The following is a 23586-nucleotide window of genomic DNA, read 5'->3' as shown; positions in this document are numbered from 1 at the left end:
TTTTTGCCGCTGCCTCTCAGTGCGGCTGCCGGGGGCTTCCCGATCGATATTCGGCACTTAAGCCGTTAAATTTTTTATTTCTTCGCCAGTTCCTGGTTAATCATCCAGAGCTCCCGGCGTTCTTCGCTGCTTAGGCCATGGGTGCGCTCGCGAGCTATCAACTCTTCCTGGCGCAACTCAAGCATCGAATCAAACATATGGTTGAGTGAGTCGGTGAACGTTTTTTCTGCGATATCCTTATCTGCTATATCGTCCCACATCGACAGTTTTTCAAGGGTAGCGGCCTCTTTTGTGCCGCGATAATGCTCTAAAAGTTGTCCGGTGGTCAGACCTGGCTGAGACAAACAAGTGTTGACCAATTCTGAAAATAAGCCAAGCCCGGGCAATTTTTCGTGGTTCAAACCCGCCAGCGACGGCACTTGCGGAGCAAGTTCGGGGTTTTGTACCAGCAACCCTATCAGTATACGCATGGTTGTGCGTTTTAGCTGAGGCGCGGGGCGTACCGTGCCGTTTTCAGCCTGTTTCGGCATTAAACGTTCAAGCTGGCTGTCATCCAGAATGCCGAGCTTGTTGCCTAACTCCTGACGCAGATAGATGCGCAGCGTTTCGCCGGGCACCTGGCTGATTAACGGCAGCGCCAGCGTGCTGAGCTGCGCGCGCCCGTCAGGGGTACTCAAATCAACCTGCGGCATCAGGCTGTTAAACAGAAACGTGGAGAGCGGCTGAGCCTGCTCCATCCGCGCTTCAAACGCCGCTTTGCCCTCTTTACGCACCAGCGTATCCGGGTCTTCACCGTCGGGCAGGAACATAAAGCGTAACTGACGCCCGTCGGTCATATACGGCAACGCGGTTTCCAGCGCTCGCCAGGCGGCGTCGCGTCCTGCGCGGTCACCGTCGTAACAGCAAATCACGTTGTTGGTGACGCGGAACAGCAGCTGGATATGGTCCGCCGTGGTGGACGTTCCCAGCGACGCAACGGCATAGTTAATGTCGTACTGCGCCAGCGCAACAACATCCATATAGCCTTCGACGACCAGAAGACGCGGAGGTTCCGCATTATCCTGCTGTGCCTCATAAAGACCGTAAAGCTGGCGGCCCTTATGGAAAATATCGGTTTCCGGGGAGTTAAGGTATTTCGGCAGGGCATCACCCAGCACGCGACCACCAAAACCTATCACCCGGCCACGCTTGTCGCGGATCGGGAACATCACCCGTTCACGGAAGCGGTCGTAGCTTCGTCCCTGGTCGTTGGTGACCAGCATGCCTGCGTCGATGAGGGATTTACGATCTTCGCTATTGCCGCCAAAACGCTTTAACACGTTGTCCCAGCCGGGCGGGGCGTAACCAATAGCGAAACGCGCAATCACATCGTCACTCAGTCCGCGCTTGTTCAGATACTGACGCGCAGGCTCAGCCGCAGAGTGCTTAAGAGACTGTTGGTAAAACGAATTCAGGCCATCCATCAGTTGGTACAGCGTTTGCCGCTGATGGCGCTCGATCTGACTTGGCCCACTGCCCGCTTCATACGGCACTTCAAGGTTATGCATCGCCGCCAGCTCTTCGACGGTTTCAACGAACTCGAGCTTGTCGTAGTTCATCAAAAAATCAACGGCATTACCGTGTGCGCCACAGCCGAAGCAATGGTAGAACTGCTTTTCACCGTTTACGGTGAAAGAGGGGGTTTTTTCGTTATGGAACGGACAGCACGCATGGTAGTTCTTGCCCTGCTTTTTTAGCTTCACCCGCGCGTCGATGAGATCGACGATGTCGGTTCTGGCAAGCAGGTCATTGATGAAAACGCGTGGGATTCTTCCGGCCATATGCCCCAAAAATTTAAGCGACTTATAAACGAAAACAAGCCGCGCATTCCTTCCGGAAGCACGGCCTTACGACTACAACTCTGTCTGTCAATTGAGGGCTGTGGCCCTCAACAGATTAGTACAGACGAGTACGGCGTGCGTTTTCGCGAGCCAGTTTCTTCGCGTGACGTTTCACAGCGGAAGCTTTAGCGCGCTTACGTTCGGTCGTTGGTTTTTCATAAAACTCACGACGACGAACTTCAGCCAGAACACCTGCTTTCTCGCATGAACGTTTGAAGCGACGCAGTGCTACGTCGAACGGCTCGTTTTCACGTACTTTAATTACCGGCATGTAACTCTCACCTTTAATAAATTCGGTTTGCCGCTGGCATCAACGCCAGCTTATTTCAAAATGGTGCGGAATTTTACTGCAAATGCTGCTGCTTTGTAAAGCACCGATGCGATTTTGAAAGGGACTTTAATAAGGGTGAGGAGTATACACGAGGCTTCTTCCTGGGGCGAACAAAGTTTTACAACAATCCGCCCAGGCTCTACACTGCGCGGTATTGAAACGAGGTAAAACAAGTCATGCGTGTACTGGGTATTGAAACATCCTGCGATGAAACCGGCATCGCGATTTACGACGACGAAAAAGGGCTTCTGGCCAACCAACTGTATAGTCAGGTGAAATTGCACGCTGACTACGGCGGCGTCGTGCCTGAACTGGCCTCTCGTGACCACGTGCGTAAAACGGTTCCCCTGATCCAGGCGGCGCTGAAAGAGGCCGGGTTGAGTGCAAAAGATATTGATGCCGTGGCCTATACCGCAGGACCGGGCCTGGTCGGCGCGCTGCTGGTCGGCGCAACGGTAGGGCGTTCACTGGCCTTCGCGTGGGATGTTCCGGCCATTCCGGTTCACCATATGGAAGGGCACCTTCTGGCGCCGATGCTGGAAGACAATCCGCCAGCGTTCCCGTTTGTGGCGCTGCTGGTTTCCGGTGGTCATACCCAACTGATCAGCGTAACGGGTATTGGCAAGTATGAGCTGCTGGGCGAGTCAATTGACGATGCAGCCGGTGAAGCCTTCGACAAAACCGCCAAGCTGCTGGGGCTGGATTACCCGGGCGGCCCGATGCTCTCGAAAATGGCCGCACAGGGCACGGAAGGGCGCTTTGTCTTCCCACGGCCGATGACTGATCGTCCGGGGCTGGATTTCAGCTTCTCCGGTTTGAAAACCTTCGCGGCGAACACCATCCGCAATAACGACGACAGCGAGCAGACGCGTGCCGACATCGCTCGTGCGTTCGAAGATGCGGTGGTGGATACGCTGATGATCAAGTGCAAACGCGCGCTGGATCAGACCGGCTTTAAGCGCCTGGTGATGGCAGGCGGCGTGAGCGCCAACCGTACGCTGCGCGCGAAGCTTGCAGAGATGATGCAAAAGCGTCGTGGGGAAGTGTTCTACGCGCGTCCTGAATTTTGTACCGATAACGGGGCGATGATCGCCTACGCCGGGATGGTGCGCCTGAACGCTGGCGCAACGGCTGACCTGAGCGTGTCCGTGCGTCCGCGCTGGCCGCTGGCGGAGCTGCCGGAGGCGTGAATGGCTCTCCCGTCGTCGCGGCGGGGGAGTTTTATATCCTGATGTCGAAAATCTGGTTCTTGATGATCAGCGAGTAAAGCTGGCAGTCGTTTTGCACATCCAGCTTTTCCATCGCCCGGATCTTATGCGCACTGACTGTTTTGATGCTCAGGTGCATATGTTGTGCAATCTCCTTCAAATTTAATCCGTTACATATCAGACGCAGCACATCGATTTCCCGCGGCGAGAGTTTCTCTATATCTGTCATCTCATGACGAAAAAGCATATTTACCAGCTGGCTTTCGATAAAGATCTCACCTTTAAGAACTGTAGCAATCGCCTGGCTTAATGTTTTCTCGTTGATATCCCGCGACAAATACGATCTGACGCCTTCCTTTAGCGCCTGACGAATAAACATGGCGTTTGCATAGGGCGAGAGCAGGATAATGCTGAGCGCAGGATAAGTCTGATGGAGCCATCTCAACAGCTTCAGACCGTCCATACCCGTGAGAGGAGAGCGATTAAAGCTGGTTGTCAGTGAATAGCTGAGGATAACGATATCGGGGTTATGCTGACCCAGAAGCGACAGAAGTTCTGCGGAAGAGGTTGCTTCACCGGTCAAAACACATCTCTGATTCATGCCTGAGGCGGGTAACGAGAGCGCTTGCATCATTGAGGATAAGCCGCGGCGAATCAACGAGGATTCTTCAGCGATAACAATTTTAATGTCCATAATGATGCGTCGTATTAACCCTTACATGATAATGGCGGGGTTGGAATCCCTCGCAAGATATATCCTTATTAAAATCCAGACTGCGGTAAAATAGCAGTAACAATGAGAGTATTTTTAACGGCGGTGGATGTTGATTATTTCATTATGATTAATCTTTACGGTTTTTGTATCCAGGTGTATCCTCGCGTTGCGAAATATAAAGAAACGAGTTAAAGATTTTTCTTATTCAATTATAGAAAGATCGTTCCCCCAGATTAGGATGCTCTTATTCATCACGGTGCATGTATCACAGATACTGAAAAAGGAGAAATGTCGATTCACAAAGGAACCGTGATTACCATGAAAAAAAGTACCTTGTCCCTTTTTATTTGTGCAGCAATTTCATTTTCCGCTGCGGCAGAAAATCAGGTGCAAAATGAGTTTGCACATGACAATGCGACCTACACAGCAATTGTACTCAAGCTAAAACCCACTACAGGTTTGCTAAAAGCGACAAACAATAAAATTACCCTGAATGATCCTTCCCTTATCACCACAAATATGTTTAGGCCGACTAATTTGCGGAGTTCAAATCAGTCATCCGAGTTAACGGAACTCAATAAACGCTATGGCTTTGACCGTTATCTGCGTATCGCGTTACCGCAAGATAAACGTCAGGATAAAACCTACATTAACCATATTATTACTGAGCTGGAGCAGAATCAGAACGTAGAGTTAGTTTATCCGGAGGCCGAACCGGTGTCGCTGGATGAAAACGCCCTTACGCCGCAGGTTAAATCTTCGGTAAATAATAATTTAACGTCTGCCGCCGTTCCGGATTTTCGCAATAAGCAGGATTATCTCAAAGCACCTGATGTTAAGCGCGCCGGTTATTATATGGGGGGCGTAAACCGCGAAAGCGTAGATCACTATGCAGGCAGTGCGGGTGAAGGGGTGACGATTATTTCAACGGAAATTTATCCCTGGAATACCCAGCACCTCAACTTACCGCCAATGAGCCTCAGCTCTGGAAAGACAACGTATGTTGAAAAGCAAGATCATGACACCGCTTCTGTCGGGATTATGGCAGCGAAAGATATTGGCACCGGTATTCGAGGGATAAGCTGGAAAAGCCGACTGGGGTACGCGGCCTCAGCGCATAATAACCTCTATAATTTAATTCCGTTGCTAAAAGCTGGCGATGTGGTGCAGATCGGGGTACACGTAGCGGGCGGTTATCCAGCGGGTTGCCAAAAGGATTGCTGGGTGGCAATGGAGTCCGAACCCGCCTATTACGATGTGATTAAAGCGCTGACAGATAAAGGCGTTCACGTTATTGAGGCGGCAGGTAACGGGAACGTCAACCTGGATAGCCCAGGCTTCCAGGGGGAGTTTGACGTGAACGTGCGTGACTCCGGGGCTATCCTGGCGGGCGCGTTTTGTGCAAAAGACGGTAAAAAAGCGTCGTTCAGCACCTATGGTTCGCGCGTCACCAGCTCTGCATGGGGCTGCTGGGACGTAGTGAGCACAGGTTATGGCGATCTCTATAAAAATGGCGGCGTTAACGATTCTTATACCGCGACGTTTGCCGGAACTTCTTCCTCGAACCCGATTATTGCGGGTGTGGTAGCCAGCCTGTCAGGCATCGCCAAAGCCAACGGTATTACCGTGACACCGCGTCAGATGCGTCAGATTCTGGCAGAGACCGGAACGCCACTGGCCAACGGAGATTCGGCAAAAGTGGGTACTCAACCTGACATGGAGCGTGCGGTGGCCCGTATTATGGCGCTCAAAGATGGTAGCACGCCTGTCGCGCCGGCTCCAACGGCTGTGGCAGGCGCAGATTACGCTCTGGTTTCTCCGACCACGGGGGTGATCACCTACGCGCTGGACGGCAGTAAGAGCCTGAATGCCAAATCGTATAACTGGCGTGTGACAAAAGGGGCAGAAACCTTCTCGCTGGAGGCGACACTGAACGGCGCGCTGGTGAAGAGCGTGGACAGCGCGCATGCCTATGCCGTCATTCCTGCCAACAGCGAGGGGGAAGCGACCTTTACGCTGACGACGACCGGCGCGGATGGGCGAACCGCGACGGACAGCATGACCATCACCGTCAGTAAGCCAGCGGTACCGGCTAAGGATGACACCCCGGCAAAAGATGACACACCGGTAAATCCTGCGGCACCGGCCTATAACGCCAAAATTGCCTATCCAACCCGATGCACCAAAGTGTCCTACAACGGTAAAGTTTGGCTCAACCAGTGGTATGTCAACCCGGGGCAAGAAACGCCGGGAACCGGCGGCCAGTGGGGCGCATGGCGCGAACAAGGGTCTTCCAATAACAGCTGCAAATAACCATCACGGCCTGGCGTTATGCCAGGCCTTTTTCAGATCCGCAGCATCCCTTTCTCTTCCAGAAACGCAATGATCGTCGCCAGCCCGTCACCCGCTTTCAGGTTGGTAAAGGTCCACGGACGCTCGCCGCGCATGCGGTTAGTGTCGCGTTCCATTACCTCCAGCGACGCCCCCACGTACGGCGCGAGGTCGGTTTTATTGATCACCAGAAAATCGGATTTGGTGATCCCCGGCCCGCCCTTGCGCGGGATTTTTTCCCCTTCGGCCACGTCGATGACGTAGATGGTGAGGTCCGCCAGCTCCGGGCTGAAGGTCGCGCTCAGGTTATCCCCGCCGCTTTCGACGAAGATCAGATCCAGATTGCCGAACTTCTCGCTGAGTGCTTCCACCGCCGCCAGGTTCATTGAAGCATCTTCGCGGATGGCGGTGTGCGGACAGCCGCCCGTTTCCACGCCCACGATGCGCTCTGGCTCCAGCGCACCCGCCTCGGTCAGGATGCGCTGATCCTCTTTGGTGTAGATATCGTTAGTCACCACCGCCAGGTGATAGGTATCGCGCATCGCCTTGCAGAGCGCTTCCAGCAGGGCGGTTTTGCCCGACCCTACCGGGCCGCCCACGCCAACGCGCAGGGGATGTTTGTAATCAGCCATATTGACTCCTCAGGAACGGAATAGTCGTGAATATTGGGTTTCGTGGCGCGCGGAGGCGATGGCGGACAGCGGCGTAGCGGCCCCCAGCGCGTCGTCGCCACGTAAAAATGCCTGTTCAAACCCGGCGGCAAAATGGTCGCTCAGGTCGATAATCAGCTGTTGTGCGGCCTGCTGCCCAAACGGCACCAGCTTGACGCCCGCCATCACCGCGCTCTCAATCCAGCTGTAGCCCAGGCTCAGCGCCAGCTCACGCGTGCTAATGCCCCAGCGCACGCCGAGCCACGCCATGCCGCAGAGCTGGCTCTGCGTCAACAGCGGCAACCATTCTGGCGGGCAGGCGGGTTCCCAGCTTTTAATCAGGCGCGTAAAGGCCGCGCCACGGTTGCGTTCTTCATCGCGCAGCTCGCGCGTTTCCCGGCAGGCGAGCAGGTATGCCGTCCAGCGTTTTGCTGTCGCGACGTCCTGCTTCTCGCAGGCACGATAAAGGCGGATAAACAGCGGCAGGTCGACGCAGAAAAAGCTCTGCTCCATCTGCTGGATCTGCCAGCGCCTGAAGGCCTCAGCGTCCGTGACCCACCCGGCCTCAACGGCCCACTCCAGCCCCTGCGACCAGGTAAACGATCCAACCGGCAGGCTACTGCTGGAGAGCTGCATCAGGCGCAGCCGCTGGCGGGCGTGCTCCATCAGCTCATCAGCGCCAGCAGGGCAGAGACGATCAGCCCGCCACCGAAGGTTTTACGCAGGCCGTCGTGACGGCGCAGCAGCAGCCCTGCCGCGAAGCTGGCGCACAGCACCGTGGCGCTGGCTAACATAAACCCGCTGGTGAAGAGCCAGAAGCTGTGGCCGGACATCTCCACGCCGTGCGCCCAGCCGTGGAACATCGCCAGGGCTGGCACCGCCAGCAGCAGGCGATTTTCAGTCTTAAACATCATTACGCCGCAGACCGCCAGCGAGGCGATAATCAGCATCTCCATGCCGCTAAAACCGCCGAGCAGGCTGCCCGCAACGGCGCCAGCAAGCATCATGCCGAGCGTTGCTAACGGCAGCAGCAGCTTGCGGCCGCTCAGGGCGGACAGCACGCCAGCCCCCGTCAGCATCAGCAGGTGATCCAGCCCGGTCAGCGGATGGAGAAATCCGGCCTGGAAGCTGTCGGTCCCGTGGCCCGGATGGGCAAGCGCCGGAACGGAAAAGGCCAGCAGAAACAGCGGTAAATACTTGCGCATGATGAGTCCTTAATGTGAATGAGCGTGGGAGTGGCCATGGCTGTGGGCATCGCTGGTGTAAGCCCCCGCTTCCGGTTCAAACGGCAGGCTGGCGAAGGTCACCTCCAGCCCGAACTGACGCAGCATATCGTCAAGAACGTGGTCGTGGTGGTAGCGCAGCTCGCCGGGCATAATTTGCAGCGGCACGTGACGGTTGCCCAGGTGGTAACAGGCGCGGGCGAGCAGGAACGGATCGGCGCAGCGCACCACGGAAACCGACTCCGGGGCCGCGATCACTTCGATCACCTCGCTGCCGTCGTCGGTGGTCAGCAGATCGCCGCCGCGCAGCAGCAAACCGCGCGGCAGCATCAGCCCGGCTTCGCGACCGTCGTTCAGGGCCACGCGGGCGCGGCTTTTCACCCGCACGTCAATCGGCAGCGTGACGCTGGCGGTAGTCGGGTGTGCGTGGTCCAGGCGTTGGGTCAGATAAATCATCATCACTCCTCAAAACAGGAAATAGCGTTGCGCCATCGGCAGAACGTCAGCCGGTTCGCTGGTAATCAGTTCGCCGTCGACGCGCACCTCGTAGGTTTGCGAGTCGACGGTGATGTTCGGTTGCAGAGCGTTGTGGATCATGTCCGCCTTTTTCACCGTCCGGCAGCCTTTCACCACCGCCGTGGCGCTCTGCAAGTTGAGCTGCTGCGGGATGCCGTTCGCACTGGCGGCCTGCGAGATAAACGTCAGCCGCGTGGCGTGGCGCGCGGCGCCCAGCGATCCAAACATCGGGCGGTAATGCACCGGCTGCGGCGTGGGGATCGAGGCGTTGATATCGCCCATCGGTGCGCAGGCGATCATCCCACCTTTGACGATGGTGGCGGGCTTGACGCCGAAGAACGCCGGGGACCAGACCACCAGGTCCGCCAGCTTGCCCGCCTCAATCGAGCCCACTTCATGGGCGATGCCGTGGGTCAGCGCCGGGTTAATAGTGTATTTGGCGACATAGCGCTTCACCCGGAAGTTGTCGTTATCGCCGGTCTCTTCCGGCAGCGCGCCGCGCTGAACCTTCATGCGGTGCGCGACCTGCCAGGTGCGGATAATCACTTCCCCCACGCGGCCCATTGCCTGTGAATCTGACGAGGTGAGTGAGAACGCGCCGATATCGTGCAGCACGTCTTCGGCGGCGATGGTCTCCCGGCGAATGCGGGATTCGGCAAACGCCACGTCCTCGGCGATATCCGGGTCGAGGTGATGGCAAACCATCAGCATGTCCAGGTGCTCGTCGATGGTGTTGACCGTGTAGGGCAGCGTCGGGTTGGTGGAGGAGGGCAGAATATTCGGGTGCGCGCAGGCGGTGATGATATCTGGCGCATGGCCGCCGCCCGCCCCTTCGGTGTGGAAGGTGTGGATGGTGCGCCCGGCGATGGCGGCCAGCGTATCTTCGACAAAACCGGACTCGTTCAGCGTGTCGCTGTGCAGCGCCACCTGGATATCCATCTCTTCAGCGACCTCCAGCGAGCAGTTGATGGCCGCAGGCGTCGCACCCCAGTCTTCGTGGATCTTAAGCCCGATGGCACCTGCCGCGATCTGCTCGCGCAGCGCGTCCGGGTTTGAACCGTTCCCTTTGCCCAGCAGGCCAATATTCACCGGCAGCGTATCGGCAGCCTGCAACATGCGGGCGATATACCATGGCCCCGGCGTGCAGGTGGTTGCGTTTGTACCTGCCGCGGGCCCGGTGCCGCCGCCGATCATGGTGGTGACGCCAGAGACCAGCGCCTCTTCCGCTTGCTGCGGACAGATCCAGTGGATATGGGTGTCGATCCCGCCAGCGGTGACAATCTTGCCTTCGGCGGCGATCACTTCCGTTGCTGCGCCAATCGGGATCGTCACGCCGGGCTGAATGTCCGGGTTTCCGGCTTTGCCGACGGCGAAGATCCGCCCATTTTTTACGCCGATATCCGCTTTCACGATCCCCCAGTGATCGACGATCAGCGCGTTGGTGAGCACCAGATCCACGCAGTCGTCGGCGGTCATCTGCCCCTGTCCCATGCCGTCGCGGATCACCTTCCCGCCGCCGAACTTGACCTCTTCGCCGTAGATCGTGAGATCGTCTTCTACTTCGATCCACAGTTCGCTGTCGGCCAGCCGCACTTTATCCCCGGTCGTGGGGCCAAACATATCGGCATACGCCTGGCGTGAAATCTCAGCCATGTTTCACCTCGCCCATGATCTCGCCGCGAAAACCGAAAATGCGCTGTGCGCCCGTCACCTGCACCAGCGTCACTTCCCGCTTCTGGCCGGGCTCGAAGCGCACAGCGGTGCCCGCCGGGATGTTCAGCCGGTAGCCTCGGGTGGCCTCGCGATCGAACTTCAGCGCCGGGTTGACCTCGTAAAAGTGATAGTGCGATCCCACCTGGATCGGCCTGTCGCCGTGGTTTTCCACTATCACACTTCGGGTTTCGCGCCCGACGTTGAGAGCAATGTTGCCGGACTGGATCCGGTATTCACCTGGGATCATCACGCGCTCCTTACACGATCGGGTTGTGGACGGTGACGAGCTTGGATCCGTCCGGGAAGGTGGCTTCCACCTGAATATCCGGGATCATCTCCGGTACTCCCTCCATCACCTGATCGCGCGTCAGGACGTGGCGGCCGGCTTCCATCAGCGAGGCGACGGTTTCGCCATCGCGCGCGCCTTCCATAATAAAGGCGCTGATCAGCGCGACCGATTCCGGATAGTTGAGCTTTACCCCGCGCGCGAGGCGGCGTTCGGCAACCAGCGCGGCGGTGAACAGCAACAGCTTGTCTTTTTCTCTGGGAGTCAGTTCCATAGCGTTTCTCTTTATGTCTGCCAGATGCGCGGCGAACAGGCGGTTTTGGGGGTTAAAAGCGGGCGAAGCGACTGCCAGATATCGCGCATCACCCGCTGACAAATCAGGTTGTCGTGCGAGAGAAAACGCACCGACAGCAGATCGTCGGTAAGCGTCGCCCCGCCAAAGTTTTCCTGCGGGGCGAGCCGCTCGCGCACCGTGTCGAGATGTGCTTCCCGGGCCGGATAGAACAGCAGCGTGCCGACCCACGGATGGTCCGCGACGGGCGTCAGATCGCCACCGCTGAGATGCAGTCGCTCAATCAGACGCGGCTCGCCATCCACCCACACCTCAAGGCGGCTCTCCAGCGTGCCTTGGCTGAAGGTTTCGTTTATCACCGGACGGCCCAGACAGTACAGCTCCCACGCCAGCAGCGTGCTGGTGGCGTGCAGGTGAAAGACGGAACGCAGCGCGGCGTTAGCGCCGGGGAAAATAATGGTGTCCTGCGGCAGCCACTCCAGCGTGGCCTCTTCGTCGAGGTAAAAATGCTGACTGAGGCAGGCCAGCGGGCCGCTGCTGCGATAGAACTTGCTGGCGCCGGGCATGGTGATGAGGGCATGGCTTTTGGCGTCGAGCCGCACGGAAATATCCAGCGTATCCCCGCCCACAATTCCACCTGGCGGGTGCAGCAGGTAAAGGTGGCAGGTTTCCCCTTCGGGATAAAACGGACGCTGAACGGTAAGTGGCCCGGTGTGACGCGCGGAATGGAGGAGGGTTTTCTCAGGGGTATGACAAAACTGGAGGGCAAGCGAGGCCTGCCAGCCTTTGTATGAATTATCAGTGACCTGAGTTGCTAACATGGTGCTTCCACTTCCGCACTATCGGGATACGTTTCAGTATGCCCTGGCGGAAATGAAGGCTGTCATATGAGTCGCTTATGGATAAAAAAACCGGCTCATGTGAGCCGGTTTCAGTAATGTAGGCCGGGTAAGCGCAGCGCCACCCGGCAAGAAAGGCTAGCGATAATCCTCTGCATCCACATCATACCCCGACGGCTCCCAGCGGATCGCCAGCAGCGACGCCAGACCGATAAACGGCGCCAGCGCAATCACCCAGAACACAGCGGTATCCAGCGAGGCGACCAGCAGCGGGAACAGAAACAGTGATAGCGTTGAACTGCTGCGCATCAGCGTCTGGTTAAGCCCCACACCCACACCGCGCAGCGAGGTCGGGTAGCTCAGAGAGGCAAACGTCATGGTGTGCGCACCCGGACCAAAACCCTGGCCAAACAGGAACAGCGCCAGCATCGCGACGGCGACCACGCCTTCCGTGGACCCGTCAGGGCGGCCAATCAGCGCCAGGCCGAGCAGCGCCGCCAGCTGGCACGCATAACCCGCCAGTGACATCCGCCATGCGCCGAAGCGCGGAACATAGCGCACCGCCAGCAGCCCGCCGACAAACGCGAACAGCAGATTAAGCGCCAGCGAGATCAGAATGGTCGTCAGCATCGACTGCACAAAGAAGCTGGAGATGATCACCGGCAGGCCAAAGGCTACGGCGTTATAGGCGAACGAGGAGACGACCGACAGCAGGGTGGCGAGCGTGGTACGCCGCAGATAGATACCGCGGAACAGGTTCAGGTAGTTCGACCATTTTGCCTTGTTCACAACAGGCGCGGGCTGGTCGAGCGCATCCTGCGGTACGTGGGCATTAATGTTGTAAGACTGCCGCAGGATAGACGCCGCCTCCTTCAGATTGCCCTGATTCGCCGCCCAGACCGGGGATTCGCTCATATAGCGGCTGCGGATGGCGATAATCACCAGCGCGGGCACCGCGCCAAAGCCAAGGATCAGACGCCAGAGCCAGTCGCTGTGGCTTTCCGGCAGCACGGCGTAAAAGAAGAGCACCAGAAGATAAGAGATGCTGATGGCCGCATACCAGGTGGGACACCACATCGCGACGCTGGAGGCTTTATTCCCCGGGCCTTTCAGTCTGGCGAACTCGCTGAGAAACGCCATCGCGACGGGAAGGTCGATCCCAACGCCAAGACCCATCACAAAGCGCGCGCCCGCCAGCACATATTCGTTCGGGGCCAGCGCACAGGCGATAGCGGCAACGACAAAGAATACCATGTCGGCCATAAAGACGCGGTAGCGCCCGATTTTATCCGTAAGATAGCCGCCGAGCAGCGCCCCGACAATCGCGCCAAACGTAATGGCTGAAGCCACCATGCCGGTACCGGCGGGCGTCAGGTTAAATTCGCGGGTGATGTCTTTGATGCCGAATGCCAGCGCGCCGAGATCGTAGGCATCGAGAAAAATTCCCCCGAGCGCGATACCGACCACGATGCGGGCATTGGCCCGGCCCTGAGAGCCGTCATTAACGAGACGTGAAACGTCCGATGCGCTGCGTACCCACTTGATATCGCCATCCGGGGTGTTTGCTGCCGCTGGAAGGGGAGTTGAATCTGTGATTTCTGCCATTTTCTTTTTGTGTGGTTGTGTTGTGTCTCTAACAGTTACCACAGGCAGAAGGTGACAAAAATCACATTTGGTTATAAGGCATAACGAACGGTTTACTGAGCGTCTTTCTTTTTACGTCTGAGCTTCATCCAGATCTTCGTTTCCTGACGACGCCACAGGCGTTGAATGTTGTCGTGATGGCGCAACAGGATCAGACACGAGAGCATCGACACCGGGAAGGTAAACTGCGGTTTAAACCACCAGACATAGAACGGGGCGATCAGTGCGCTGACGATGGCGCCCAGCGACGAATAACCGCTCAGCAGGATGGTCAGCAGCCAGGTGCCCGCCATCACGCCGGTGAGATCCCAGCCGATCGGCGCAATCGCGCCAAACGCAGTGGCCACGCCTTTACCGCCTTTAAAACCAAAGAAAACAGGCCAGATGTGGCCGACGCAGGCGGCGATGGCTATCAGCCCCAGCCAGAAGGGTGTGACGCCGAGCGCATACGCGCCCCAGACGGGAAGCATTCCTTTCAGAACGTCAAAAATCAAAACCGCTACGGCTGCTCCCTTGCCGCCAATTCGTAGTACATTGGTCGCCCCCGGATTCCCGGAACCACTTTCACGCGGGTCAGGCAACCCGGCGATGCGGCAGACCAGAATGGCGCTGGAGATTGAGCCGCAAAGGTAGGCGAGGATAATCATTCCAGGCGCGATTGCACTCATAACGCTGTTCCGTTTTGAAAATGTATCTGTATTCTCAGCATCTGTGGATAATACGCATAATTCGCCGGAAGTGGTATCCGGTTTAGCCAAAAAGCAGGCAGGTCGTGATGGATATTGTATTTATAGAGCAACTTTCGGTAATCACCACAATTGGTGTTTACGACTGGGAACAGACCATCGAGCAGAAACTGGTGTTCGATATCGAAATGGGCTGGGATAACCGCAAGTCAGCGAAAAGCGATGATGTGAATGATTGTCTGAGCTACGCCGACATCAGTGAAACGGTCATCGGCCATGTGGAAGGGCAACGATTTGCGCTGGTAGAACGCGTGGCGGAAGAGGTGGCAGACCTGCTGCTGAGCAAATTTAACTCCCCGTGGGTGCGCATTAAGCTAAGCAAGCCGGGCGCGGTGGCGCGCGCCGCCAACGTGGGCGTGATTATCGAGCGTGGCACAAATCTGAAAGGAAAGATTTAACGTCATAATAGCTAAACCATTTTAGGTTATATCGGTCTTAGAGCTGTATGTTTCACGGTAGCCGTTGTGGCAACCGTTTTTTTATATCTTTTTAGGGGTTTATAGATGAGCGATATGCACTCGCTGCTGGTGGCGGCAATACTGGGTGTGGTCGAAGGATTGACGGAGTTTTTGCCGGTGTCCAGTACGGGCCATATGATTATCGTTGGCCATCTGTTGGGCTTTGAAGGCGATACCGCAAAGACGTTTGAGGTGGTGATTCAGCTGGGCTCTATCCTGGCGGTGGTTGTGATGTTCTGGCGTCGTCTGTTTGGTCTGATCGGCATCCACTTCGGGCGTTTGCCGCAGCGTGAAGGAGAGGGCAAGGGGCGTCTGACGCTGATTCATATTCTGCTCGGGATGATCCCGGCAGTGGTGCTGGGGCTGGTGTTCCACGACACCATTAAATCGCTCTTCAACCCGATTAACGTGATGTACGCGCTGGTTGTCGGCGGCTTCCTGCTGATTGCCGCCGAAGTGCTGAAGCCAAAAACCCCGCGTGCGGAAGGTCTGGACGATATGACGTATCGTCAGGCGTTTATGATTGGCTGCTTCCAGTGTCTGGCGCTGTGGCCGGGCTTCTCCCGTTCAGGGGCAACCATTTCCGGCGGGATGCTGATGGGCGTGAGCCGTTACGCGGCGTCTGAGTTCTCGTTCCTGCTGGCGGTGCCGATGATGATGGGCGCCACCGCGCTGGATCTCTACAAAAGCATCGGCTTCCTGACCGTGGGTGACATTCCGATGTTCGCCGTGGGCTTTATCACCGCCTTCATTGTGGCGCTGATCGCCATCAAAACCTTCCTGCAACTGATTAAGCGTATTTCGTTTATTCCGTTCGCGATCTACCGCTTTATCGTCGCGGCTGCCGTGTACGTGGTCTTCTTCTGATGACCGACCGCCCTCAGTCTTTCGGCTGAGGGCAACGTTTTTCCTTCCACGCCGCAACCGCATCAATCCGCCGCTTCGTCAGCTCTTCGCGGATCTCCGGGCCTTTAAACCCTGCCTCCACCACCTCTTTCGTTGGCACCGCTTTCGCTACGTCCCACGCCTCACGCAGCAAACGGCCTTGCGGATAATCGGACGCTTCAAACCCGGTGCGGCCGCGCACGTCGGCTTCGCTGGTCAGCGCAATTTGCTCCACGCGCTGCGGCTTGCGCCAGGCGTCAATGTTATCGAACAGCCTGACGATGGTGGCGGGTTTCAGGATCGGGAAGGTGTGGATCAGGTCGTGGAACTCGGCGACCAGCTTTGCCAGATCGCGAATGTCATTCGGCACGCGCAGGCGCTGGCAAAGCCCTTCAACCAGCTTTACGCCAGCCGGACCGTGCCCGTGATGGCGTGGCCACAATTCCTTTGGCGTTAACCCTTTGCCGAGGTCATGGCAGAGAGTGGAAAAGCGCACGTCCACTTCAGGACTGAGCATAGCGGCCATGCTCAGCGTCATCAGGGTGTGAATGCCGGTATCAATTTCCGGGTGCCATTTCGCCGGGGCGGGCACGCCAAACAGCGCATCTATTTCCGGGAACAGCACTTTCAGCGCCCCGCAGTCGCGCAGAACCTGGAAAAAGATCTGCGGATTACGGGTAGTCAGGGCGTTTTCGGTCTCTTTCCAGACGCGTTCTGGCGTCAGGTGTTCCAGCTCGCCCGCGTCGGTCATGGCCGTCATCAGCGCCATCGTCTCGTCGGCGATGCGGAAGCTGAGATGGGCATAACGGGCGGCAAAACGCGCCACGCGCAGTACGCGTAACGGATCTTCAGAAAAGGCGGGGGAAATATGGCGTAAAAGACGGTCGCGCAGATCGTTCTGGCCGCCGTAGACGTCGATAATATGGCCGTTTTCGTCCTGCGCCAGGGCATTAATGGTGAGATCGCGGCGCAGTAAGTCCTGCTCCAGCGTCACATCCGGCGCGGCATAGCAGGTGAAGCCGGTATAACCGGAACCGGATTTCCGTTCGGTTCGCGCCAGGGCGTACTCTTCCCGGCTTTTCGGATGGAGGAACACAGGAAAATCGCGGCCTACCTGCTGGTAGCCCGCGTCAATCATCGCTTCGGGCGTGGCACCGACCACGACCCAGTCTTTATCTTTGACCGGCAGACCTAATAACGCATCACGTACCGCACCACCGACCAGATAACTCTTCACGCCAACACTCCCGTTTTCTCTTTTCGCAAGATGATACGTAAGTGTGGCAGAGAAGACGAGTTAGTTCATCCAGCGGTCTTTACGTTTACGGCTTGGGATAAGGTGAGGAAGCACCAGACCCAGCACCAGACCGACGCCCAGCACCCCGCCGCCATACATAAACCACTGCATGATGATGGTGCGTTGTTTGTCATCCAGCTGTAGATTCGCGGCGTTCACTTTCTTCTGCGCGACGATCAGCTCATTTTTCAGCTTCTGATTTTCATCTTTCAGACCGGCGATCACGCTGTCGCTTTGCGCCACTTTCTGCTGCATCTCTGCGGTGCGCTGGTTCCAGGTGCCGTCGATGTTGTTCAGCTTGTCAGTCAGGGTTTTCACCTGATTTTCCAGATCCGGCACGCGGGTGCGCAGGCTTGGCACCGTGCTCAGCTCTTTCAGCGGGATCCATGAGGTGCGGCCAGAGCTGTCACGAACCTGACCGTAATTGGTGTCTGCATTGGTTTGCAGCAGAGTCACTTCCTCGCCGGCATTTACCGTACCCACGAGGCGATAATTGTCTCCAGGGCCGCTGCGTACCCAGGTATTCAGTTCATCAGAAACGTAACGTTTCTCTTCAGCGTGGACCGCGGTTGCGGCGCTAAAAGCGAGTAAAGTAAGTCCAATCAGGCGTAATTTAAGCATATCAGTCGTTATTTTCATAAAAAGTGGAACGATAGTAGTGGTATCAGTGTCGCTACGCAAAGGATTCATCATCAATCGGAATCATCTGTGTCATGATTTCCACCGCTTTAAACTTTTACGCCCGTCAAATTGCTCATTGCGTGGCAATTTGGCGCAAAATACTATGTACTGACAAACAAATGGCGAGGAAGTTCGCCTTCATCGACGCGTCTGTGACGCACGCAAAAGTACAAGGCTATGGCACAAGAGATCGAATTAAAGTTTATCGTCGAAAAAGACAGCGCTGACGCGCTCCGCCAGCATCTGAATACGCTGTCCGGCGAGCACCATGAACCCGTACAGCTGCTCAACATCTATTACGAAACGCCGGACAACTGGCTGCGCAACCATGATATGGGCCTGCGCATCCGGGGTGCGAACGGGCGCTACGAGATGACGATGAAAATCGCCGGTCGCGTGGTGGGCGGTTTACACCAGCGTCCGGAATACAATATCGACATCAGTAAGCCAGAACTTGAGCTGGATCGTTTTCCGGCGGAAGTGTGGCCGGAAGGAACGCTGCCCGCAACGCTGTCGGCAGAGGCGCAACCGCTGTTCAGCACCGATTTCTGGCGCGAGAAATGGCTGGTGACGGAAGGCAAGAGCCGCATTGAGATCGCGTTTGATCGGGGTGAAATTAAGGCTGGTGAAGAGCAGGAGCCGATCTGCGAATTGGAACTCGAACTGCTTGATGGCGACGCGAGCGATGTGCTGAAGCTGGCGCGCAAGCTGGTGAACCAGCCTGGACTGCGTCAGGGCAGCCTGAGTAAAGCGGCACGCGGCTATCACCTGGCCGCCGGGAATGCGCCGCGCGTGCTGCGAGAAACCCCGATTCTGCGCGTTGTGCCGAAAGCCTCCGTTGAGCAGGGGATGGAAGCGGCGCTGGAGCTGGCACTCTCTCAGTGGCAGTTCCACGAGGAGCTGTGGGCGCGTAACGTGAAAAATGCCAAAAAACAGGTGCTGGCCGCTATGGGGCTGGTACGTCATACCCTGACGCTCTTTGGCGGCATTGTACCGCGTAAAGCCAGCACTCACTTACGTGATTTGCTCACTCAAACCGAAACGCTGATGCTTTCCGACGTGTCGGCACAAACGGCGATCTACAGCCCGCAAAACGCCAGCGCGAAACTGGCGCTGACCGAATTTCTGGTGACGCGCGGCTGGCGCACCTTCCTCGATGCGAAAGGGCAGGCCAAAATTGCGGAAAACTTCAAACGTTTTGCGGATATCCACCTCTCCCGTCACGCGGCCGAACTGAGAACCACCTTTGCGCATCCGCTGGGTGACCAGTATGGCGATCAGCTTCCCCGCCTGGCGCGTAACATCGACAGCATGTTGCTGCTGTCGGGTGCGTATGAGGGCGTGAAGGCGCAGGCCTGGCTGGAGAACTGGCAGGGGCTTAAGCATGCCATCGAGACCCGTCAGCAGATTGAGATCGAGCATTTCCGCAACGAGGCCATTTCGCAGGATCCGTACTGGCTGCACAGCGGAAAACGTTAATTCTGGCAAGGAACCCCTGATATGCCGCTTTCTTCGCAGTTACAGCAGCACTGGCAGACCGTTTGTGAACGGCTGCCTGAGTCGTTACCCGCGTCGTCGTTAAGCGAGCAGGCGAAAAGCGTGCTCACGTTCAGTGATTTTGTACAGGAGAGCGTCAGCGCTAACCCGGACTGGCTGGCAGAGCTGGAAAGCGCGCCGCCGCAGGCTGACGAGTGGCGGCATTATGCTGGCTGGCTGCAAACCGCGCTGGCAGAGGTGGCAGACGAAGCCACGCTGATGCGCGTTCTGCGTCAGTTCCGCCGCCGGGTGATGGTACGCATTGCCTGGGCGCAGGCGCTGGAGCTGGTGAGTGAAGAAAGCACCTTGCAGCAGTTGAGCGAGCTGGCGCAGACGCTGATTGTCGCCGCGCGGGACTGGCTCTACGCCGCCTGCTGTAAAGAGTGGGGCACGCCGTGCAGCGAGGAAGAGGTTCCTCAGCCACTGTTGATCCTGGGGATGGGCAAGCTGGGCGGCTGCGAGCTGAACTTCTCCTCAGACATCGATCTGATTTTTGCCTGGCCCGAGAACGGCTCCACGCGCGGCGGCCGTCGCGAGCTGGACAATGCCCAGTTCTTTACTCGTCTGGGGCAGCGGCTGATTAAGGCGCTGGATCAGCCCACGCAGGATGGTTTTGTTTACCGCGTGGACATGCGCCTGCGTCCGTTTGGCGACAGCGGGCCACTGGTGCTGAGCTTTGCCGCGCTGGAAGATTACTACCAGGAGCAGGGTCGCGACTGGGAGCGTTACGCGATGGTCAAAGCGCGGATCATGGGCGACAGCGACGATGCCTACGCCAACGAGCTGCGCGCCATGCTGCGCCCGTTCGTGTTCCGCCGCTACATCGACTTCAGCGTTATCCAGTCCCTGCGAAATATGAAAGGGATGATTGCCCGCGAGGTGCGTCGCCGTGGCCTGAAAGACAACATCAAGCTCGGTGCTGGCGGTATTCGTGAGATCGAATTTATCGTCCAGGTCTTCCAGCTGATACGCGGCGGGCGTGAACCTTCTCTGCAATCCCGCTCGCTGCTGCCGACGCTAAGCGCTATCGATCAGCTGCATCTGCTGCCGGAAGGCGACGCGCAAACGCTGCGTGACTCTTATCTCTTCCTGCGTCGTCTGGAAAATTTGCTGCAAAGTATCAACGACGAACAGACCCAGACGTTGCCGGGCGATGAGCTGAACCGGGCGCGTCTGGCCTGGGGGATGCGGGTGGATGACTGGGCGGCGCTGACGCAACGGCTGGAAGCGCATATGGCGGGCGTGCGCCGCATCTTTAACGATCTGATCGGCGACGACGAAACTGAATCGCAGGACGATGCGCTCTCCGAGCACTGGCGCGAACTGTGGCAGGACGCGCTTCAGGAAGATGACACCACGCCGGTGCTGGCGCACTTAAGCGACGATGCCCGCCATCGCGTGGTGGCGTTGATTGCCGATTTCCGCCTCGAACTGAACAAACGCGCTATCGGCCCACGCGGTCGTCAGGTGCTGGATCATCTGATGCCGCATCTGCTGAGCGATGTCTGCTCCCGCGACGATGCGCCGGTGCCGCTGTCGCGCATGATGCCGCTGCTGAGTGGGATCGTCACGCGTACCACTTACCTTGAGCTGTTAAGCGAGTTTCCCGGCGCGCTGAAGCACCTGATTTCCCTCTGCGCCGCCTCGCCGATGGTGGCGAACAAGCTGGCGCGTTATCCGCTGCTGCTGGACGAACTGCTCGACCCGAATACCCTCTATCAGCCGACGGCGACGGATGCCTACCGCGACGAGCTGCGTCAGTATCTGCTGCGCGTACCTGAAGAGGACGAAGAGCAACAGCTTGAGGCGCTGCGTCAGTTTAAGCAGGCACAGATGCTGCGCGTGGCGGCGGCAGATATCGCCGGTACCCTGCCGGTAATGAAAGTGAGCGATCACTTAACCTGGCTGGCGGAAGCGATCATCGACGCGGTTGTCCATCAGGCGTGGGTGCAGATGGTAGCCCGCTACGGCCAGCCGAAGCACCTTGCTGACCGTGAAGGCCGCGGTTTTGCGGTGGTGGGGTACGGCAAGCTGGGCGGCTGGGAACTGGGCTACAGCTCCGATCTGGATCTGATTTTCCTCCACGACTGTCCGGCAGACGTCATGACCGACGGCGAACGTGAGATTGACGGACGGCAGTTCTACCTGCGCCTGGCCCAGCGCATCATGCACCTGTTCAGCACTCGCACCTCATCCGGCATTCTGTATGAAGTGGATGCGCGTCTGCGCCCGTCCGGCGCGGCAGGCATGCTGGTCACCTCGACGGAGGCTTTCGCCGACTATCAGAAGAACGAAGCCTGGACGTGGGAGCATCAGGCGCTGGTGCGCGCCCGCGTGGTGTATGGCGATCCGCAGCTCAAAACGCAGTTCGATGCGATCCGCAAGGCGGTCATGACGACCCCGCGCGAGGGCAGTACGCTGCAAACCGAAGTGCGGGAAATGCGGGAGAAGATGCGCGCGCACCTTGGCAACAAACATCGCGATCGCTTTGATATCAAAGCCGATGAAGGCGGGATTACCGATATTGAGTTTATCACTCAGTACCTGGTGCTGCTGCACGCGCACGATAAGCCGAAGCTGACCCGCTGGTCGGATAACGTGCGCATACTGGAACTGCTGGCGCAGAACGACATTATGGATGAGCAGGAGGCGCAGGCCTTAACCCGCGCCTACACCACACTGCGTGATGAGTTGCACCATCTGGCATTACAGGAACAGCCGGGCCATGTGGCGCTGGACTGTTTCGCCGACGAACGCGCGCAGGTGACTACAAGCTGGCAGAAGTGGCTAGTGGAACCGTGCGTAACAAAACAAGTGTGATATTATCGCGCGCAAATTGTGAATCTTTCTGGAGTCAGGAATGAAAGTAACACTGCCAGAGTTTGAACGTGCTGGAGTTATGGTTGTCGGTGATGTGATGCTGGATCGCTACTGGTATGGGCCGACCAGCCGCATCTCTCCGGAAGCACCGGTACCGGTGGTAAAGGTCGACACCATTGAAGAGCGTCCCGGTGGCGCGGCAAACGTGGCGATGAACATAGCCTCTCTGGGCGCACATTCGCGTCTGGTTGGCCTGACCGGCATTGACGATGCGGCGCGTGCGCTGAGCAAGTCGCTGGCGGACGTGAATGTGAAGTGTGACTTCGTTTCTGTTCCGACCCACCCAACCATCACCAAGCTTCGCGTGCTGTCGCGTAACCAGCAGCTAATCCGCCTCGACTTTGAAGAAGGGTTCGAAGGCGTTGATCCCGAGCCGCTGCACGAGCGCATTAACCAGGCGTTGGGCAATATTGGCGCGCTGGTGCTGTCCGACTACGCGAAAGGCGCGCTGGCGAGCGTGCAGACCATGATCCAGCTGGCGCGTAAGGCCAGCGTACCGGTGCTGATCGACCCGAAAGGCACCGATTTTGAGCGCTATCGCGGCGCAACCCTGCTGACGCCAAACCTCTCTGAATTCGAAGCGGTGGCGGGCAAGTGCAAAACTGAAGAAGAGCTGGTTGAGCGCGGCATGAAAATCATCGCTGATTTCGAGCTGTCTGCGCTGCTGGTGACCCGTTCCGAGCAGGGCATGACGCTGCTGCAACCGGGCAAGGCGCCGCTGCATATGCCAACCCAGGCGCAGGAAGTGTACGACGTGACCGGTGCCGGTGATACGGTGATTGGCGTGCTGGCGGCGACGCTGGCGGCGGGTAACTCCCTGGAAGAAGCATGCTACTTCGCGAACGCCGCGGCGGGCGTGGTCGTCGGTAAACTCGGGACCTCCACCGTTTCGCCAATTGAGCTGGAAAACGCGGTGCGTGGGCGTGCGGATACCGGCTTTGGCGTCATGACCGAAGACGAGCTGAAAGTGGCCGTTGCCGCCGCGCGCAAACGCGGTGAAAAAGTGGTGATGACGAACGGCGTGTTCGACATCCTGCATGCGGGCCACGTGTCGTATCTGGCGAATGCGCGCAAGCTGGGCGACCGCCTGATTGTGGCGGTCAACAGCGATGCCTCAACCAAACGTCTGAAGGGTGAAACGCGTCCGGTTAACCCGCTGGAGCAGCGCATGATAGTGCTCGGCGCGCTGGAAGCGGTGGACTGGGTGGTCTCATTTGAAGAAGACACCCCGCAGCGCCTGATTGCCGGAATTTTGCCTGACCTGCTGGTGAAGGGCGGTGATTACAAACCAGAGCAAATCGCAGGTAGCGAAGAGGTCTGGGCGAATGGTGGTGAAGTAATGGTGCTCAACTTTGAGGACGGGTGTTCAACCACCAACATCATTAAGAAGATCCAGAAAGACAGTCAGTAAAAAACGGGCCTGTTGGCCCGTTCGTTTTTCACCCTCTCCCTGTGGGAGAGGGCTGGGGTGAGGG

Annotated in this window: 22 protein-coding genes; 7 read left to right on the top strand and 15 right to left on the bottom strand. The window is 57.7% G+C overall.

Features of this window, described 5'->3' with window-relative positions; all coding sequences use genetic code 11:
* Nucleotides 1-74: 74 nt before the first annotated feature.
* Together dnaG and rpsU are read right to left on the bottom strand one after the other, a co-directional pair.
* Nucleotides 75-1820 (bottom strand): DNA primase, encoded by a 1746-nt coding sequence (gene dnaG / locus DD597_RS11035; protein ID WP_003862574.1) that lies wholly within the window; start codon nucleotides 1818-1820, stop codon nucleotides 75-77.
* A gap of 115 nt (nucleotides 1821-1935) precedes the next feature.
* Nucleotides 1936-2151 carry a 30S ribosomal protein S21 gene (gene rpsU, locus DD597_RS11030; RefSeq protein ID WP_001144069.1) on the bottom strand — a complete coding sequence of 72 codons (216 nt, stop codon included), beginning with the start codon at nucleotides 2149-2151 and terminating at the stop codon, nucleotides 1936-1938.
* 236 nt (nucleotides 2152-2387) lie between these two features.
* On the opposite strand from rpsU, the gene tsaD reads away from it, so the two are divergent.
* Nucleotides 2388-3401 (top strand): tRNA (adenosine(37)-N6)-threonylcarbamoyltransferase complex transferase subunit TsaD, encoded by a 1014-nt coding sequence (gene tsaD / locus DD597_RS11025; protein WP_022651877.1) that lies wholly within the window; start codon nucleotides 2388-2390, stop codon nucleotides 3399-3401.
* 31 nt (nucleotides 3402-3432) lie between these two features.
* On the opposite strand, the gene DD597_RS11020 is transcribed toward tsaD, so the two are convergent.
* Complete coding sequence (locus tag DD597_RS11020) at nucleotides 3433-4113, bottom strand: response regulator transcription factor (protein WP_057058774.1); 681 nt, start codon at nucleotides 4111-4113, stop codon at nucleotides 3433-3435.
* A gap of 558 nt (nucleotides 4114-4671) precedes the next feature.
* Between DD597_RS11020 and DD597_RS11015 the strand changes: the two genes are divergently transcribed.
* Nucleotides 4672-6447 carry a serine protease gene (locus DD597_RS11015; protein WP_223866345.1) on the top strand — a complete coding sequence of 592 codons (1776 nt, stop codon included), beginning with the start codon at nucleotides 4672-4674 and terminating at the stop codon, nucleotides 6445-6447.
* 32 nt (nucleotides 6448-6479) lie between these two features.
* On the opposite strand, the gene ureG is transcribed toward DD597_RS11015, so the two are convergent.
* The 10 genes from ureG to plsY form a co-directional block, all read right to left on the bottom strand.
* The gene (gene ureG, locus DD597_RS11010) at nucleotides 6480-7097 is read right to left on the bottom strand and encodes an urease accessory protein UreG (protein WP_003862566.1); all 618 of its coding nucleotides are present in this window, start codon (nucleotides 7095-7097) and stop codon (nucleotides 6480-6482) included.
* Nucleotides 7098-7106: 9 nt separating this feature from the next.
* Complete coding sequence (locus DD597_RS11005) at nucleotides 7107-7781, bottom strand: urease accessory protein UreF (protein ID WP_032607933.1); 675 nt, start codon at nucleotides 7779-7781, stop codon at nucleotides 7107-7109.
* Nucleotides 7781-8320: a HupE/UreJ family protein gene (locus DD597_RS11000; RefSeq protein ID WP_003862561.1), complete on the bottom strand. Its 540-nt coding sequence runs from the start codon at nucleotides 8318-8320 to the stop codon at nucleotides 7781-7783. The genes DD597_RS11005 and DD597_RS11000 overlap by 1 nt, the downstream gene beginning before the upstream one ends.
* 9 nt (nucleotides 8321-8329) lie before the next feature.
* The gene (gene ureE / locus DD597_RS10995; RefSeq protein WP_003862559.1) at nucleotides 8330-8794 is read right to left on the bottom strand and encodes an urease accessory protein UreE; all 465 of its coding nucleotides are present in this window, start codon (nucleotides 8792-8794) and stop codon (nucleotides 8330-8332) included.
* Nucleotides 8795-8803: 9 nt separating this feature from the next.
* Nucleotides 8804-10507 carry an urease subunit alpha gene (gene ureC / locus DD597_RS10990; protein WP_003862558.1) on the bottom strand — a complete coding sequence of 568 codons (1704 nt, stop codon included), beginning with the start codon at nucleotides 10505-10507 and terminating at the stop codon, nucleotides 8804-8806.
* Nucleotides 10500-10814 carry an urease subunit beta gene (locus DD597_RS10985; protein ID WP_003862557.1) on the bottom strand — a complete coding sequence of 105 codons (315 nt, stop codon included), beginning with the start codon at nucleotides 10812-10814 and terminating at the stop codon, nucleotides 10500-10502. Before DD597_RS10985 ends, ureC begins: the two co-directional genes overlap by 8 nt.
* Before the next feature lie 10 nt (nucleotides 10815-10824).
* Nucleotides 10825-11127, bottom strand: a complete 303-nt coding sequence (locus DD597_RS10980) for an urease subunit gamma (protein WP_003862556.1) — start codon at nucleotides 11125-11127, stop codon at nucleotides 10825-10827.
* Between the two features lie 11 nt (nucleotides 11128-11138).
* Nucleotides 11139-11966: an urease accessory protein UreD gene (locus DD597_RS10975; RefSeq protein ID WP_129256183.1), complete on the bottom strand. Its 828-nt coding sequence runs from the start codon at nucleotides 11964-11966 to the stop codon at nucleotides 11139-11141.
* 156 nt (nucleotides 11967-12122) lie between these two features.
* Nucleotides 12123-13589 carry an MFS transporter gene (locus DD597_RS10970; protein ID WP_003862552.1) on the bottom strand — a complete coding sequence of 489 codons (1467 nt, stop codon included), beginning with the start codon at nucleotides 13587-13589 and terminating at the stop codon, nucleotides 12123-12125.
* A gap of 92 nt (nucleotides 13590-13681) precedes the next feature.
* On the bottom strand, nucleotides 13682-14296 hold the full coding sequence (gene plsY / locus DD597_RS10965) for a glycerol-3-phosphate 1-O-acyltransferase PlsY (RefSeq protein ID WP_129256182.1): 615 nt from the start codon (nucleotides 14294-14296) through the stop codon (nucleotides 13682-13684).
* 107 nt (nucleotides 14297-14403) lie between these two features.
* On the opposite strand from plsY, the gene folB reads away from it, so the two are divergent.
* Nucleotides 14404-14772: a bifunctional dihydroneopterin aldolase/7,8-dihydroneopterin epimerase gene (gene folB / locus DD597_RS10960; protein ID WP_003862547.1), complete on the top strand. Its 369-nt coding sequence runs from the start codon at nucleotides 14404-14406 to the stop codon at nucleotides 14770-14772.
* A 105-nt stretch (nucleotides 14773-14877) separates the two neighbouring features.
* A complete protein-coding gene (bacA, locus tag DD597_RS10955; RefSeq protein WP_003862545.1) occupies nucleotides 14878-15699 on the top strand; it encodes an undecaprenyl-diphosphate phosphatase in 822 nt (273 codons plus the stop codon).
* Between the two features lie 13 nt (nucleotides 15700-15712).
* Here bacA and DD597_RS10950 read toward each other — a convergent pair whose 3' ends face one another.
* On the bottom strand, nucleotides 15713-16954 hold the full coding sequence (locus DD597_RS10950) for a multifunctional CCA addition/repair protein (protein WP_003862543.1): 1242 nt from the start codon (nucleotides 16952-16954) through the stop codon (nucleotides 15713-15715).
* Between the two features lie 60 nt (nucleotides 16955-17014).
* Nucleotides 17015-17635: a TIGR04211 family SH3 domain-containing protein gene (locus tag DD597_RS10945; protein ID WP_001303390.1), complete on the bottom strand. Its 621-nt coding sequence runs from the start codon at nucleotides 17633-17635 to the stop codon at nucleotides 17015-17017.
* A gap of 237 nt (nucleotides 17636-17872) precedes the next feature.
* Between DD597_RS10945 and DD597_RS10940 the strand changes: the two genes are divergently transcribed.
* The 3 genes from DD597_RS10940 to hldE are packed head-to-tail and all read left to right on the top strand — an operon-like array spanning nucleotide 17873 to nucleotide 23522.
* Complete coding sequence (locus DD597_RS10940) at nucleotides 17873-19174, top strand: inorganic triphosphatase (RefSeq protein ID WP_048209624.1); 1302 nt, start codon at nucleotides 17873-17875, stop codon at nucleotides 19172-19174.
* A 21-nt stretch (nucleotides 19175-19195) separates the two neighbouring features.
* On the top strand, nucleotides 19196-22051 hold the full coding sequence (gene glnE, locus DD597_RS10935) for a bifunctional [glutamate--ammonia ligase]-adenylyl-L-tyrosine phosphorylase/[glutamate--ammonia-ligase] adenylyltransferase (RefSeq protein ID WP_129256181.1): 2856 nt from the start codon (nucleotides 19196-19198) through the stop codon (nucleotides 22049-22051).
* A 40-nt stretch (nucleotides 22052-22091) separates the two neighbouring features.
* Nucleotides 22092-23522, top strand: a complete 1431-nt coding sequence (gene hldE, locus DD597_RS10930; protein WP_003862540.1) for a bifunctional D-glycero-beta-D-manno-heptose-7-phosphate kinase/D-glycero-beta-D-manno-heptose 1-phosphate adenylyltransferase HldE — start codon at nucleotides 22092-22094, stop codon at nucleotides 23520-23522.
* Nucleotides 23523-23586: the final 64 nt, after the last annotated feature.

The organism is Enterobacter cloacae complex sp. 677-3DZ2D5B (assembly GCF_004136695.1).
Lineage (GTDB): Bacteria > Pseudomonadota > Gammaproteobacteria > Enterobacterales > Enterobacteriaceae > Enterobacter > Enterobacter hormaechei_C.
This window is presented reverse-complemented; position numbering and strand designations above follow the sequence as displayed.